Raw genomic sequence first — 15,488 nt, 5'->3', positions numbered from 1 at the left:
TTAAAAAAATACCGATCTTTTTAGTCGGTTTTGTTTTACTGGCACAAAAAAAAAGTTGTTGCAAAACAACTTTAATCATAAAACAATAACATTGACTACAACTGAATTTATAATTATTTTATTAAAAATTTTTTAAACGAGACTTAAAATGAATTATCAAGACCTCTCCATTAAATTAATTCAAGAACAATATAAACTCAAGAATTCTAAATCAAAAAGTATATTAGTAATAATTGGCGGAATTGAACTAACGCGAAAAAATGAATCAATCAAAAAGCTAAGTGAATTAATGGATCCTAGATATTTAAAAATTAAGGCTGAAACCCCAAATAGAGTCAAAGAAAATAAATTAATTTGGCAACCATACATAAATGACATTCCAAAAAAAGGACAAATCATGTTTTTTTATGGAAATTGGTATACTGATTTACTAGCGTCAACTATATTAAATGATGAAGAAATACAAAATAATACATTCAACGAACACTTAAAGCGTATATATGAATTTGAAAGTTACTTAAAAAATAATAATGTAGATATTATTAAAGTTTGGTTTGAAGTTTCATGGAGCAAAGTAAAAATTCGCACAAAAAATATTGATATTATTGATAAAATCCAAAGAGTTCCACGTTTTACATGGGATGATTTTCCACAAAAAAAATGGAAAACTAAAACCTTATACAATCAAATTAAAACTTTAAGAAATAGATTCACCCACGATTGGGTAATCATTAATAGTGAAAACAATATAGAAAGAAATACACAGTTTTCTCAATTAATACTTAAACATCTAAAACTACCACCTGTACAAATTAAGAATAAATTAAAATATCAGGCGGCACCTATTCCTTCAAGTTTAACTCAAATAAAAAAAAGTGAAATTAGCCACATAGAGTATAAAAAAACCATTAAACAACTAGAAAGGAAAGTCGCAGATGTTCTACGTTATTCATCACATAACGTTGTATTAGTTTTTGAAGGTATGGATGCCGCAGGTAAAGGCAGTTCAATTAAGCGCATCATTAAATTTCTAGGGCTACACGAATATAATATTCATAGTATTTCAGCACCAGAAAATTTTGAACGATTACGTCCTTATTTGTGGCGTTTTTGGAATAAGCATTCAACGAATGGGGCACTTAATATTTTTGATCGCAGCTGGTATGGACGTGTACTTGTAGAACGTGTAGAAGATTTAATTAACCCAATAGAATGGCAAAATGCTTATGAAGAAATAAATCAGTATGAAAAACAACTGTCTGATACGAATACAATTGTTATAAAATTTTGGCTAGCAATTTCAAAAGATGAACAATTACGTCGTTTTTACATGCGAAAAAATACACCTCAAAAAAACTTCAAATTAACAGAAGATGATTGGCGTAATAGAGAAAAGTGGGATGCCTACTTACAAGCAGCTTCAGATATGTTCAAATACACGAGCACAGATATTTCTCCTTGGTACATCATTGCCAATGATAGTAAATATGCTGCACGAATTGAAATTTTGCAAACTATCCTTCATAGCGTACAAAATAAAAATTTAGGTCACTTAGAAAACTTATAAGATTATATAAAGATATTTTATAATCAAATCAGGTGCCATTAGCATCTCTAAAGAATGAGTCCAAAAGCATTTGAAACAGCTTCAAAATGAGGCTGTCTCATACTGGGATAACTAGAGCTGTCCCCTATGAACTCAAAATAATAGCCCTCTAGGTAAAGAGGTCCATTTTAATTTTGAGGCTGTATTAATTTAATATTCAACTTCTTTCAGTTCTTTAGCTATTAAAAATTTTCAAGCTCCGTTTTTATCAGGCTTGAAACTATACCTCTAATGTGTAAATAAGGCTGAAAACTCGAGTGGGAGATTGATTGCTTAGAATATTTGTAACAATTTCTACCTGTTTCAATTTTTTAATTTCCTAAGTAAGAACCTCTATATCTTTAAATATACAGCATGTTATAGATTGTTATTTAGTTCTTAAAATTATATAAAAATAACAACATATTGTATATTAATTGTAAATATACACAAAATATAGGGTGAATCAACCTTGTTTAATATTTCAAAAAATTATAAGAATATTCACTTGATTATTTTTTAAACTTTTTGGGGACTCTCATTTTTATGGGAACAACTTTTGATTTTGATGAAGAATTTGGCATACCAAAAAAATTGTTGTGCAAAAATTTTAATAAAGTCCAAATCAGTGTACATCCTTATTTTTCTGGAATTTATCTTTGCTATCAAGAGGCTTTTAAATCCTTAAAAACTGATTTGTCTACATTAAATCCAAGTCTCGAACTTCATGTATGGAAAGATCCTAATATCTCTAGTTTTACCATTACAAATAATTTTCAGTGGTTTATATATTGGTCTCAGCACATACCAAAAAGTATTAACTTACTTGTTCATTCTTTCCCTCAAAATGAGGAGAAAGTTGAACTATTAAAAAAAGAGGCAAGTTTGGAATTCATGAAATTTCTGTCCTCTTATCATCATGATCTGGATCGAATGAACCCTGCAAAAATGCAATCGCTGATCAATGCCCATATTTCATCTGAAGTTATCCTGGCTTTAAACAAAGAAAATTCTTTCAAACCTCACCGTACTATGAGCTTAGACCTGCTAGCAAAACTACTCTCATACACACGAAATCAACTGAATTACCGCAATAAAGTTATAAACCGGAAAAGACAAAATGTGCTTGATCAACTACAACAAACCAGTGGGATTGTGCAACAGCTTTTAAACAATGTGGACTTCGTTCTCACGCCAGACCAGCTATGGAAAACATAATGTCAGAACCTAACCCAAGCCGTCAAAATGCTGCTGATATTCCGCGGGTATCATTAAAACAGACACTGGAAAAACTCTTTGATGATGAGCAACTCCAACGTACCGAACATATTCAATATGTTGCTGATTTACTGATTTCACACCCAACTGATCAATGTTTGGAAGGGCTGAATCTCGATCTATTAGATTTTGATCTAGAAACCAATTCTGTTGTTGCTAGACCCGCTGCCTTGGTCTCTTCTCGGAAACATACTGTTAGCGCAACACCAGTCATTTGGTATGTGAACTCAATTGCACAATTAGCAGAGTCAGAAGAAAATGCTTTAATCTGGAATATCCTAGTCTTAAAAGCAGCAATCTATTTAATTGCACTGCCAGACATTAAACCTGAACTTTTTGAAGAGGATCACACTGAACATTTCAATACTGTAAAACGTTTATTCCAGCGCTTCCGTACCGCCAATCGGGTTCTGAGTTCCGAAAAAGAATATCAAAATACTCCTGAATATAGACTCCTTTGGGAAAAGTATCTTAAAGATCCCTCCCTTTCCTTAGTTGAGTTTATTCGGTATTTGAATGAGGTTATTGATGAAGAACGTGATAAAGAGCCGTCTCATGATTTTATGCAAAACCTGCTAAAAGTGATCCGCATCACCTTTAATTATGTTTTGGAAAAGAGGGCAAAAATTGCCAAAGCGAGTATTGAAACTACACTGCAACATGAGTTTTTAGACGAAGATCAGCTGATTGTAGAAAGTTCAGAAATTAAAAAAGGGCAAAAGTCCAAAGCTCTCAATATAGAAAAACAACTAGATGACCAAGATACACGTCAAATACTTGTAGACCCAACTATCGTTACCCCTCTTGCTGCATATTCAGAATCCAGCCAGAGCTATGTGCTGCCTCTGGTTGCCAAGCATATTCAACGAAAAGAACATTTGCTGCCATACAGCAGCCTCTTTCCTAATATCACAAGTATAAGTGCTCTACTTACTGAACTATATAAAAATTACATTGTTGAAATTGAAGAGGACTGTAACGACAAAGATAAAGAAACCAAAAAAAAGAAGGCCTCCTTGATCCTGATGCTGTCATTTCTGACCGGAAATAAAATCCAGGAGTGGCTACGTCTACAAAGTAAACGTGCTAAAAATTTAAATGCTCGCCAACAGATCCGTCAAAGCAATGGACAATATTTTCTGAGGAGTAAATTTTCAATTTTTGAAAATAAGGATTTTGCTTATCCAGATGGTTTGCTCAACCAAACAGTCTATCTAGATATCCCGATTCCAAATTCATTTATTGCTTCGCTACGAGATGGTAACAGCGTTACGGAAGAGGATCTTCAGCAATATTTGAAACAGCTGAGAACCAAACTTTATATTCCAAAATTATCATTAATAAGAATTAGCTCTCTTTTACATCAGACTATTTTGCAACGCACTGGAAATAAACAGCTTGCTGACCTTCTCACCGGTATTGATGCAAACAAGTCTTCTTCTACTTCTTATTGCCATCAGAATATTCAGGCTTTACAGACCGAGTATGTCTCAATTTTAAAAGAGCTGTGTGAGTCGTTATCCGATGACTACAAGAATATCGAATATGCTGCAGAAAAAAACTTTGGCAGCCGCAAAGCACCTACTTCAAATGTGATTCAAAATATTTTTGCCACACTCAAATTCAGAATAATTTCACAAAAAGAAGACGACTGGATAGCAATTTTTAATCATTACAATCTGTGGATGTGGCATTTCTTGTTGCTCTTTACTGCCGCACGACCCGTCGCTGAATTTCCAGGTTTTTTAAAAAGTTTTAACCTGAAAAGAAAAATATGCATGGTTTCCGATAAAGAAGTGGGGGGGCGTCAAGGCTATGGACGTTTAATTCCACTGGGTCATTTTGTCGCACAAGAACTCCAGAAATTTATAGATTTTTTACATTATTTTAAAATTCAAATTGCTCCTAGTCAGCCAGAAATTCCACAACATATTCAACAAATTTTAGAGAGCAAGCTCCCACTGTTGAATATCTTTCAGGATGGTCAATGGAAACCCTTAAAGCCATCGATTATAAAAAAATTTAATCCTGAGTTAGATTTGCACCATGAAAACTGGCACCGGCATACTGCCCGTGCGTTTCTCTGCCATAAAATTAGCGAAATTGAAATTTTAGCTTTATTCGGTCATGAACCGATGCAGCAAGAAGCTGCTCATCCTTATTCCAGCTTATCTATTTCACAATATTCAAGCATTGCTCATATTCTTGAACAAATGAAAGATCATTTTAATATTACCGGTATTGAACTCGATGTCCTCACTCAATAAACGTACTAAGCAAATTCAACCACTATATGCAGAAGAACGTAGAAAACGAGACCGACTCGATCAGGAAAAACAGCTTCGAGCAGATGTAGAACAGGAACTAATTCAATATTTCCAAGAACAAGATTTGGAACAAAAAGAGCACCTTGAATCCTTCTATCCAGCAATTTATGAGTTTATTAAACGCAAAGCTCCAAGCTTGGCATGGAAAAAATATGCGCATGAATTTTTTCGATCGTATATTAAAAAAATCAATCTAAATCGTCGTGAGACTTTGCCCCTACCGAATCTGACATTTGAGATGCAGCGTGATCAGCCGGTTTTTACCATGGACTGGATCGAGAAGGGACATCAGGTTGATGAAGTTCTTGATAAGCTTTGGGACTACTGGATTCTAGCGAAAGATAGCAAGACATTTTCTGATGATGAAATCATTGGGAATATTGTTATTTCTGCCCTGCTTTACTCAGGCTTAAATCAAAAATCCTCTTTAGAAGCTTTGCTTGAACATTTAAAAGATCCGGCAAAAATCAGAAAGATCGAAGATCTGAACATTATATTTTTAGAACCGCTCTCCCCCTCTTATGGAGATCTCTTTATTGACGAAAAAACTATTCGTAAATCGCGTAATTTTATTCCTGATCAAATTACCCGCTTATGGTTAATTCATTTTAATAGCAGAAATATTCGTACAGTAAACCAGAATGTAGAAGATTATCTACAGCTTATTTTTAATAAGATTAAGTTACCATTTAATCTCAAAACTTATAAATTATTACGCGACTACGCCAGCTTTAACTGGATGCAACTCCCAAAAGTTGATATTGATCCTGCTCTCTCACAATGTCTCATTGAAAATACTGCAACCTGTGGCTTATCAGAAATAGAATTTGAAAGATTTCTTCATCCAAAATTTAAATATCAGCAGGACACTCTTACTGATTCAAATGTAGAAAAATCACCATCTATTGCGGGTCAATCCTACTCCAATGATGATATTCAGCAAGCCTTGAATGATGTTATAAAGATTCACAAAGACCTTTTACAACTGATTCGTACATCACAAACCGATCAAAGCATTGATGCACTAATTATTGAATATTGTCTTGAAAATGCTGATAAATTTAATGAGTATAGTAAACGTGTCGCCTTATGGCTCATCAGCCTTTATAAACCAGAATTAGCACAGATTCAGCCACTGGCTGAACGTTTTAATTTTTGCGTAAACCAATTTCAAAAATCGTTTCAGCAGAATAAGCGTTTAAAAGACGGTTCGATTTACACTTATTATTCGCGTATTGCCGAGCCGTGGTTAACTCACTCTTTACAATATCTAGATAGCGAAGATGATCTGAATACGAACCTAGCGAAGATCTACCAACAAATCATCACGAATACCCGACTCGCAGATGAAGCAGGCCAACCTGAGTTTAAAAAATCCAGTGGTCAGACCGTCAGGATGTTGAAACGCTTCCATAGCTTTCAACAAACAGTTTTTGAAGCTGAGTCTCTCGAATTAGAGTCAATTGCCATACAAAACAGACCGAGAGCACGTATCATTGGTCCCATGACTTATCAAGCTTTCATGAACAAGTTAGATACATTATTTTCAGGTGCTAATAGCCAAGAAAATACTTATAAGATATTAAAAATAATCTATATCTTAGCTTACCGTACCGGTATGCGTATTAATGAAATTCTCGGCTTACGTGTGCGGGATATCGAGGGCTTGAGCTGTCTATCAGTATGGATTCAGCCCTACGGCTCAAAAAAGAAAGGAAACTTACATCAGCTTAAAACAGATAGTGCTGAACGCAAAGTCCCTGTGTATTGCTTATTAAAAACCTATGAATATCAACTATTTCATAATCATGTAGTCGAGCAACGTCTACTCAATCAGGAAAACTTATACCTATTCAGCAACTGGAATGAAAATAGCAAGCTGAACAAACATACGGTGACAACACCTTTTAGAATGATTATGAACGAGCTTTTTAAAACTCATGATTATTCTTTTCACTCATTTCGACACACGGCTGCCAATCACTTATCCGTTGTTCTGAACTGTAATTACGCTCCCCTAGTCAAGAATCTGACGGATTATACTGAAGAAGAATATCAGTCTATTCGGACAGAGTTACTCCGTAATACGCATGGTCAAAATCATTGGTTTATGATTGCCCATTTACTGGGTCACATTGACCCTACGGAAACCTTTAAAAGCTATATTCATCTGAGCTACCTAATCGCTGGACATAAAATACTGCAATATCACCCAGACATCGATACTCAATTAGCAAAGAAGATGATGGGCTACCTACCTTCTTTCAATTTTTTAAACACAGTAAAAGATTCTGCTCCATTCAATTTCGAAAAACATGCTGTCCATTTAAGTCAGCAGTTACTCAACGATCAAACTGACTGGTTAAAAAGTAACGTAGAAGATATTCTAGATGAGGTTTCATTTAACTCACAGCCTCATGATTTTTTTAAATATTTCGCAGGAACAAAGGAATCCAAAATTTCATTTGCATGGTTTTTTAAATGCTTAAATTTACTGGAAATTCATCATGATCCAGATCGTGTATCACAAGAAATGAGTTTACCTGTCGAACTGGTTAACTATTGGTATGAAAATGCCAAACAATTGGGCCAACTCAAGTCTCAAAAAAATAACCCAAGGTTATTTGATCTCAACAACACAAATCATCTGGATAAACTTTTGAAACCAGCGATGATAGACACCGTTGAAGAGCGCACAGCAAGGAACTATTTTTTTGAAAATATTCAAAATATCTTTGAAAAAAATCCAGATCAAATAAAAGCAGTGCTTGAGACATTTTTAAGTCGTGTTACGGTTTCGCATACTGGCATTCATTATCGATGGAATAAAATTGATCAATTGGAATCATTTTATTCCAAGGTAAAAGACCTGTTTCCACGTCAATTTTGGCATTTGCTTGGACAAAACTTGGTACAATTTTTAGATAAAAAGAAACAGCCTTTATTACTGAAACTAGCTAAATCAAGCACAATAGAGCATCCTACGACCCAAGAGGATTATGTTCGTCTCCAGTTATACTCAACAAAAGACACCAAAGCACTGGCCGCGTTTAAATTCTGTCTACATCTAGCCTGTATTGGCAGACCTCGATCTCTTGAACTGGAAGTTGAAGGTCTAAAAATCACTACATGCTGTTAAAATAATTTAACCGTTGTTTCCTTATCTAAAGTCAAATTTAATCTATCTTTAGTAAACATTGGATGTCTAATCAACGATAATTAAATCGTATAAACTTTATGAATTAGCAGCGTCTGAAACAGGGATCGGTCATGCATACAACATCAGAAAAAACTGCAAAACAGAAAATGATATTAGCTAAGGCAGTTTTAACTGCTGCTGAACGCCTTGGTCTTGCACAGGATCAAATCGCCTTAATACTGAATATAGATTCAATGAAAAATTTAACCTCTCTTGAATTAGATCCCACTTCAAAACAGGGAGAAATCGCCCTCACTTTAATCCGCATTACCACATCACTAGATGCTCTGACAGGTGGGGATACAGCCTGGATGTAGCATTTTATGAAGTCACCAAATAAATTGATCAGTGGTATTCCGATAGAACAGGTCCAAACAGCTCAAGGATTGACCTCTGTTTTACAATTGGTGGAGGGACTTCGAGCTAAACTTTAAAAAATTAATGCCTATAAATAATTTTGTATAATTACTTCATAAAAAAGAAACTAATATGTTGCTTACAACACCTAAAAGCAACAAATGTGTCTACAATGAATCAGAGTACGCCGATTCTTAAGATCATGAGCACATTGGCTTAAGTAGAGTTCTGGTTAACTCAGGTATTATTTTTAATAAAAATCAAATATTTTTTCACCTTTTATAGAAAAATAATTAACAGAATTATTAAATCCTTTATAACAACATGGGCAACTAATAGTTCTTATGGCAGAACTATTAAAGTTAGAGTTTAGCTTAGAGCCATAAAAATATGTATAAGAGTTTAGTCCTCTCCAAACACCTTTATCATCCGTTAAACTTGGAATAAAATTTATATGTTTAGCACCATATAAAATAATATTTTGAGCTTCTAAGCTCAGATCATTAAAAGGTAGGTCAAAAGGAAACTTAAAATCATTTATTAAAAATTTAATCAGTTTTTTAGGTAATATTTTCAATAAATCACAACCTAAAAAATTAGAATCAAATATAGAATATTTATTATCCATATATTCATAAAATGGATAAGACTTAATTACTCCATACCCTTTACAAATTCTGCATGAGTTTTTATATACATTAAAATAATTTCTATAATCAATTAAAGGACCAATATGTTTATCAATAACAGATAAAGAACGTACTGTATGGTAAATTAGATCCTTATTTTTTGTAGCAACTACACCTTTACCTCTGATAAAAGCATCTTCAAAGCTACTAGTCTCAACTAAATAACTCCAAGCCTCATCTAAATTTTCAATAAATTTATTCTTTTTAAAATCAATATAAGGGAATTGATATAATACATCAAAAAAAGGATTATAAAAAAAATGGTCATTTCCTTCAGTTATCTTCTTTATATCATGATGACTTTTATAAAAAATAATATTCTCATCTGAATTAAATACTGAATCTTGATAAAACGATTTCTCTAAAGCAAAATTTTCTTGCTTAATTAAAGTTTTACTTAACAGATCATTCTCTTTTACTTCATTATTTAAACTAATATCAAAATGTAAATTATTATGAGTATAATCGCCAAAATCAAAAATTTCTAAACTAGGAAAATTAAAATCATTTATATGACCTAAAGTAATATTATCTTTAGTTTTATTAGTATTTGATTCACCTAAATCAATAATGAAATCACATTGTTTGATAAAATCAATATTATGTTCAATTACTAATATAGATTTTTCATAAAGATTATCATCAAAAAGCTTTAACATTTTTGATATAGATTTTTTATCAAGTCCTCGACATGGCTCATCTAATATTATGAACTTAACATTATTCGTTGAAAGAAGAAATTCAACTAGCTTTAAGCGTTGAGCTTCACCGCCACTTAAACTAGATACGCTTCGTCCTAATGTTAGATGATCAAGACCTAGAGCCTCCATAAATTGATAGATATTTGATAAAAATTTAAAGTCTTCTAATTCTATTAAAGATGAAATCTCCATATGAAGAATATCATTAATAGTATTTCCACCAACTTTGATCAAACGAATGTCATCACTATATCTAGTTCCTAAACAAGATGGACATAAATTATTTTCAATAATTCCATGCCCTTTGCATGTTGAACACCCACCACGACTATTAAAACTGAAAAATGAGGCTTCTATATTTGTCTTCTTCGCAAATATAGTCCGAATTTTATCAAAGACATTAATATACGTAGCTACGATGGATTGGATATTAGTTGATATAGGCTTACTATCAAAAATAGCATATTTTATATTACTTTCTTCAAAGGATTTAGGCAGAAGTTTTGTCAATAAAGTTGTCTTTCCTGAGCCACTAGATCCAATACAACAGGTTATTCCCTTTTCTGGGATACTGATTTGATCTATATGGACATTATTCACATGGGCTAAGAGAAATCTTATCTCTTTTTCATGTCTGACCTTTCTTTTATATTCATCAACTACTTTTTCATCATCAGGAGAAAATAGAAGTCCACCTTTACTACCAGAGCCAGGCCCTAAATAAAAAGACTTATTAGAGATTTTCTTATAAATTCCATTATGGTCAATAATGATTAATGTATTTTCATATTTATTCAATTCTAGTAATAAATCTAAAATCGGTATATTGTCATTGTAGTGAAGATTTACAGAGGGCTCATCTATAATTATTATTTTTTTTCTAATTTTATTTTTCAATAAATCAAATATCTTAATCCTTTGTACTTCTCCAGAACTTAAATTTAAGGAACCTCTATTTAAAGCAATATTATTAATTTTTAATTTTTTTAATATGTTATTTTTTTCTGTCAAATCAGCAAGTTCATTTACTTCTATATAACAACCAATCTTTACTAAAATTTCTTCTAAAGTCATTTTCTCCAATTCAGTAAAATTGAAGTTTCCAACAAAAATATGAGATACATCAACCTTATACCCAGTCCCATTACATTCATTACAAAGGCTCTTTAAGAGTAATGATTCAACATGATTGCTCACTAACTTATCCAGAATTAACTGATCAAATGAGCCTTTTTCATCCTTAGAGAGCTGGTTATATGTTTTATTAATATCTATATTTTTTCTTTTAAGTAATCCAACAAGTCCGCTTGGAGTGAATTTAAGTGATTCATATCTGCCAGTTTTTTCACTAGTATTTAACAAAATATTGTTTTCAGATATTTTTTTATCATAATCTATGATTTTTCTATCATAATCCACAATATCACCATTTCCACCACACTTAACACATAGCCCAGAATTAGTAGAACTTTTTGATTTAGTAAATAGCGACAAATATGGACGGCTAAATAAGATATTATTTTCAATATCAATATATTTTTCATCGAAGTTAATTTCAATATCATTTCCTACTAAAAATAATGGGAAAATATCAACTGCATATTCAGCTTCAACTAGAAAAAAATAGTCGTCAGAGTTATATTTTTTTAATTTATCAATCTGTACTTTTGTTATTTTATTTGTTTTAAGATTTCTAACATAAGCTGTATGATCTTTTTTAAAAGACTTTAAAACATTAACTTCATTAAATGATCTAAGATTTAAAATATAATATACATGGCTATCTGAATATAATTTATTTTTAAAATTTATAACTTCATTAAATGTATTTTTTGATATTATTCGGCCATCATTCTTAACCACACCATACTTAACAAATATATCTCTTAGATCATTGATTAAATTTGTTTTTGTTCCAAAAGTAGAGGTAATACTAGAAAATAAGCCTCTCTGAGTGACCATATCACTCTCAACAAGCATTGAAGCCTCTGAAAAATTTGGTCTTACTGCATATTGAAATAGATCATCTGTCGCATTACGCATTAGATGCTGCCGATGTGCTTCCCTATAAATTACATCTAAAACTAAGGTAGATTTACCAGAGCCACTTACACCTCCAATAAAAACAATATCACCATGGTTTATTTGAAAATCAAAACCTTTAAGGTTTTTTTCATGAATACCTTTAATAAAAAAATCATTATTCGCATTTTTCATAAAGTTCAACCACATTTCTAATAATATTTTGGTAGGTAGTGCATTGAGGACTCTTACCATTTACTCTATATAAAGGGCAACCACCAGCACAAATTGCTCGACATGAACATTTATCGCAATCAGAATTTAAATTTAAATGTTTGTGATATCCAGATCGAATGGTTTCATCTAATGAATTTATTGACCAGAGATTACCTAATTTTTTTTCAGTTCCAAACTCAGTATGACAAAAAAATATATCTCCATTCATATAAATAGCTGTACCTGTTTTCCCCATAGAACATGGTTCAGCTTTAGGATATAGAGTATTCAAGTCAGAAATAAGGAACTTATACATTATGTCTTTGTCATTTTTTGCAGCCTTATTTAACAAATCTATAGTTTGATTTAGTGCAAACTCAAACTCATTTGTAAAATTAGAGTCTCCTTTATCGTCACTAATTCTGAATACTATATTATTATCAATTAAATACTCGACTAAATCATTAACATTCTTATAGTTAGACTTATCTACAGTGATCATTGCTGATGGTGTAATACCACGATTATTTAGTATTTTTAGATTCTCTAAAACTTTAGCTGATGAGTTAACATTTTTTCTATAAAAAATCCTTGAATTTTTGCTATTTAAACTATCTATAGAAAAGGAAAGATTTATTTTATAATTTTTTATAAAATTTATTATCTCATCATTGATGATAGTTAAGTTAGTTATGACTCTAATATTCAGAGCTATACCATTTTGACGCAACTCTTTTACAAAAAAATTAAAACCAATCTTCCACGATTTCAATGTGAGAAACGGCTCTCCCCCTGCCAACTTCAAATTGACTTCATTATATTTAGACTTATCTCGAATGATCACTTCTGCTAATTTTTCAAAAAAGCCATCTCTTATTTTGTTTTTTGAATGTAGTGAGGGAATATAACAATATTTACAATCTAGATTACATTCATCAGTTAGATGCAACCAGATATAGAGACTGCTTGAAATATCTAGGTTAGCATCACTGCAAATAACTAAATTATGTTTAATAAGCTCTTTAATTTCTTTACTAAGGTTTGCTATTTTTGCTTTACCTTTTTCTTTTAACAACTTTAAAATGTTAAATGTCTCTAGGCTTATAACTAGATTTATATCATCTGATTTTAATAAAAACAAATCTCTATAATGAGTATTGTCAATCTCTATTATTTTGAACTTATTGCTATTATTTAACTTAATTTCCATCAATTAAACCGAGCTGAGTTCATTTTTCGCCCTTCAAAAATTCTTTTTTCAAAGTCATATCTAACTGAGCATTCCGAACGTCGATGTAGTGTTGTGTGATTATCTATTAGTAATAAGTCACCAGAATTAAGCACTATATCCTCACAAATGCTTAAACTAAGATTATTGATTAATTCAACAATTTTAAGATCATCATTTAAGACAATATTATTAGAAGCAAACTTTTGGTGGTACTTAATACTTTTCAAATCGTCATCAAATAAATTCTGCTTATATATTTTACCATTTAATACATATTCAATTTGTAATTCTCGTAATTGATCTTTGCCAACACCACACTTAGTGATTGCATTAATTAAGTTATCAATCTTAACAATCTGATTACGCCCATAAAGAGGATACTTAGGGTCTGGTTTAATACATTGTAGAGCTATATATCTTGGCGGCTCTTTTTGAAACATAAAATCTGTATGAAATCCACCTTGTTCTAATTCCTCTGACAATTCAGTAGCAACGGTTTGTGTCTCAAAAGTATGTAGCCATCCATTTAAAGATTCAGTATAAAAAAGCCTATAACCATACCCCATGATGAAATTTTTTAATTTTTCTGATGAAGTACCGAAATCGCGTAATATCTGAAATCCAAATTTATCTAAGATTTTTCTATCAATTTTCGACTGCATCTGAGGTTTTGAGGGGAAATATGTAATATTTTTATCCTGTAATAAATCTCGCATAAATCCCCCTTCTATTAAATTACAGCTTTTAAAGCTTCTGTGTTATTTGTTACAGCTTCTACATGACATGGACAAACTTGAGGACATTTCTGTCCCACATTTGTCGAACTATATAGTTTATTACCGAAAAGTTGTTCCCATACATTTTCAGATAAAGTTTGTGTTTCTAACCATTGAGTCTTATTTTCTTCACCTAACATTCCAAAATATGGGTAGTGATGCATGTATTCACCAAATAGTTCATTACAATCTTGCATATATTGACGCGTATCTAAAATGTGCATGTGCCAAATTTCATCTATTTCTTCATTAGGAACTAGTTGATAGCCATCCATTGCTTTCATCAATGCCATATATTTTTTATAGTCATTGACTGCACGATCAGCTTTTTCACTTGACCATTCTTTTGATTCCAAAAGTTTCTCTTTTGCTAAATCAAAATTCCAATTCATTGTTTTTGCTAAAGCGTGTTCTAAAGCTTGTTTATCAATACTTAGCATTACATCTTCCATAAGTTTTTAATTGAATTATATATAATCACATATTTGGTTAAAAATCCTAAGAATATTAGGGTAATCCCCCCTAAAAATAATAGGATCTAAAAGTAGAATTTTCTCTTAAGATACGAGCAGGAGATTCTGCATGAAAACATCTAAATTTACTGACAGTCAGATCATATCCATCTTGAAACAGGCTGAATCTGGCACACCTGTAGCGACCCTTTGCCGTGAACACGGCATGAGTAATGCTACCTTTTATAAATGGCGTGCCAAATATGGTGGTATGGATACATCATTAATGGCTCGACTGAAAGAGCTAGAAGCCGAAAATACCAGACTTAAAAAGATGTATGCGGAAGAGCGATTAAAGGCCGAAATCATCCAGGAAGCGATGGCAATGAGCAGCACTGCTGCGCAAGGGTAAAGCCATCTTGCCGGCGTAAGATGGCACAACAGGCAGTTGCCCAGCATGCCATTAGTATTCGTTTGGCTTGTAAAGCATTTGGCATTAGTGAAACCTGCTACCGCTATCAAGCCAAACTCAGCGATGACAATGCACTCATTGCTGAACAGCTCATTGAACTCACTGAGGAAAATTCCGATTGGGGCTTTGGTTTGTGCTTCTCGTATTTACGGCATGTTGAGAGTTGCTGCTGGAATCACAAGC

The 15,488-nt window shown here is 32.3% G+C and carries 8 protein-coding genes and 2 pseudogenes; 6 read left to right on the top strand and 4 right to left on the bottom strand.

Features of this window, described 5'->3' with window-relative positions; genetic code table 11:
- Positions 1-148 precede the first annotated feature (148 nt).
- The 5 genes and pseudogenes from HX743_RS12790 (at position 149) to HX743_RS12770 (ending at position 8,823) form a co-directional block, all read left to right on the top strand.
- Positions 149-1,567 (top strand): phosphate--AMP phosphotransferase, encoded by a 1,419-nt coding sequence (locus HX743_RS12790; protein ID WP_121594233.1) that lies wholly within the window; start codon positions 149-151, stop codon positions 1,565-1,567.
- A 564-nt stretch (positions 1,568-2,131) separates the two neighbouring features.
- Positions 2,132-2,803 (top strand): hypothetical protein, encoded by a 672-nt coding sequence (locus tag HX743_RS12785; RefSeq protein ID WP_005137638.1) that lies wholly within the window; start codon positions 2,132-2,134, stop codon positions 2,801-2,803.
- On the top strand, positions 2,803-5,130 hold the full coding sequence (locus HX743_RS12780) for a hypothetical protein (protein WP_121532971.1): 2,328 nt from the start codon (positions 2,803-2,805) through the stop codon (positions 5,128-5,130). Before HX743_RS12785 ends, HX743_RS12780 begins: the two co-directional genes overlap by 1 nt.
- Positions 5,114-8,329: a tyrosine-type recombinase/integrase gene (locus HX743_RS12775; protein ID WP_178319410.1), complete on the top strand. Its 3,216-nt coding sequence runs from the start codon at positions 5,114-5,116 to the stop codon at positions 8,327-8,329. Before HX743_RS12780 ends, HX743_RS12775 begins: the two co-directional genes overlap by 17 nt.
- A 131-nt stretch (positions 8,330-8,460) precedes the next feature.
- Positions 8,461-8,823 (top strand): annotated as a pseudogene (locus HX743_RS12770) (MbcA/ParS/Xre antitoxin family protein).
- Positions 8,824-8,996: 173 nt separating this feature from the next.
- On the opposite strand, the gene HX743_RS12765 reads toward HX743_RS12770, so the two are convergent.
- Genes HX743_RS12765 through HX743_RS12750 form a run of 4 tightly spaced genes read right to left on the bottom strand, consistent with a single transcriptional unit; the run spans position 8,997 to position 14,821 of the window.
- The gene (locus HX743_RS12765) at positions 8,997-12,353 is read right to left on the bottom strand and encodes an ATP-binding cassette domain-containing protein (RefSeq protein ID WP_178319409.1); all 3,357 of its coding nucleotides are present in this window, start codon (positions 12,351-12,353) and stop codon (positions 8,997-8,999) included.
- Positions 12,337-13,584, bottom strand: coding sequence for a radical SAM/SPASM domain-containing protein (locus tag HX743_RS12760; protein WP_178319408.1), 1,248 nt, complete (start codon positions 13,582-13,584; stop codon positions 12,337-12,339). The genes HX743_RS12765 and HX743_RS12760 overlap by 17 nt, the downstream gene beginning before the upstream one ends.
- Entirely contained in the window at positions 13,584-14,321 is a 738-nt protein-coding gene (locus tag HX743_RS12755) for a TauD/TfdA family dioxygenase (RefSeq protein ID WP_178319407.1), read from the bottom strand. The genes HX743_RS12760 and HX743_RS12755 overlap by 1 nt, the downstream gene beginning before the upstream one ends.
- Positions 14,322-14,335: 14 nt before the next feature.
- Positions 14,336-14,821: a hypothetical protein gene (locus HX743_RS12750; protein WP_178319406.1), complete on the bottom strand. Its 486-nt coding sequence runs from the start codon at positions 14,819-14,821 to the stop codon at positions 14,336-14,338.
- A gap of 142 nt (positions 14,822-14,963) precedes the next feature.
- Here HX743_RS12750 and HX743_RS12745 point away from each other — a divergent pair.
- A pseudogene (locus tag HX743_RS12745) lies at positions 14,964-15,488 on the top strand (transposase); the annotation flags it as partial.

Origin of the sequence: Acinetobacter sp. Swhac1 (assembly GCF_013390985.1) — a bacterium.
In the GTDB taxonomy this organism is placed as follows: Bacteria; Pseudomonadota; Gammaproteobacteria; order Pseudomonadales; family Moraxellaceae; genus Acinetobacter; species Acinetobacter towneri.
Note: the sequence above shows the minus strand (reverse complement) of the source record. Positions and strands in the feature narration are given on the sequence as shown.

What these genes read in the sequence shown, in the direction of transcription:
- HX743_RS12790 (WP_121594233.1), top strand. Translation starts at nt 149, where the DNA reads ATGAATTATCAAGACCTCTCCATTAAATTAATTCAAGAACAATATAAA.
- HX743_RS12785 (WP_005137638.1), top strand. Translation starts at nt 2,132, where the DNA reads ATGGGAACAACTTTTGATTTTGATGAAGAATTTGGCATACCAAAAAAA.
- HX743_RS12780 (WP_121532971.1), top strand. Translation starts at nt 2,803, where the DNA reads ATGTCAGAACCTAACCCAAGCCGTCAAAATGCTGCTGATATTCCGCGG.
- HX743_RS12775 (WP_178319410.1), top strand. Translation starts at nt 5,114, where the DNA reads ATGTCCTCACTCAATAAACGTACTAAGCAAATTCAACCACTATATGCA.
- HX743_RS12765 (WP_178319409.1), bottom strand. Translation starts at nt 12,353, where the DNA reads ATGAAAAATGCGAATAATGATTTTTTTATTAAAGGTATTCATGAAAAA.
- HX743_RS12760 (WP_178319408.1), bottom strand. Translation starts at nt 13,584, where the DNA reads ATGGAAATTAAGTTAAATAATAGCAATAAGTTCAAAATAATAGAGATT.
- HX743_RS12755 (WP_178319407.1), bottom strand. Translation starts at nt 14,321, where the DNA reads ATGCGAGATTTATTACAGGATAAAAATATTACATATTTCCCCTCAAAA.
- HX743_RS12750 (WP_178319406.1), bottom strand. Translation starts at nt 14,821, where the DNA reads ATGCTAAGTATTGATAAACAAGCTTTAGAACACGCTTTAGCAAAAACA.